Origin of the sequence: Streptomyces sp. SM1, assembly GCF_002910825.1 — a bacterium.
Classification (GTDB): domain Bacteria; phylum Actinomycetota; class Actinomycetes; order Streptomycetales; family Streptomycetaceae; genus Streptomyces; species Streptomyces okerensis.
This window is the reverse complement of sequence record NZ_NEUB01000373.1, coordinates 1-464: the sequence shown is the minus strand read 5'-3', so window position 1 is coordinate 464 and position 464 is coordinate 1. Positions and strand designations below refer to the sequence as shown.

The following is a 464-nucleotide window of genomic DNA, read 5'->3' as shown; positions in this document are numbered from 1 at the left end:
TGGCCGCCCGTCGCGCCGGCCGCGGGAAGACTGGAGGCGGGCACGGGCATGGTGGACGCGCCGGCGCTCGGCGAGCCTCCCGGGAGGAGGCTGGTGCCGGCGCCGGGGGTGGCGTCCGTCTCCCCGGCGTCCGGGGAGGTCTCGACCTTCCCCGCGGGCTGCTCCTTCTGCTGCTGTCCGGGGACAGGCAGCCAGGGGGCGTCGGAGTTGCCGGACAGCAGCGTGGCGACGATGACGGCGGCGTAGCCGGCGCAGGCGAGGCCTACGGCCATGCCGATACGGCGGTATCTGCGGCTGCGGCGGCCGGACTCGTCCACGAACACGGGTCCGTCGGCGGCGTCCGGTGACGCGGTCTTCGGCTGGACGGGGGCCCGGTGCAGCACGCCGTCGCCGAACTGGACGGCGTCGAGCTGGACGGTCACCTCGTGCGGATCGTGCGTGACCGCGCCGGCCTCACCGGCGGG

The 464-nt window shown here is 76.3% G+C and carries 1 pseudogene; it reads right to left on the bottom strand.

From position 1 onward, the window contains the following. Positions 1-464: pseudogene (locus tag B9S61_RS42200) on the bottom strand (hypothetical protein); the annotation flags it as partial.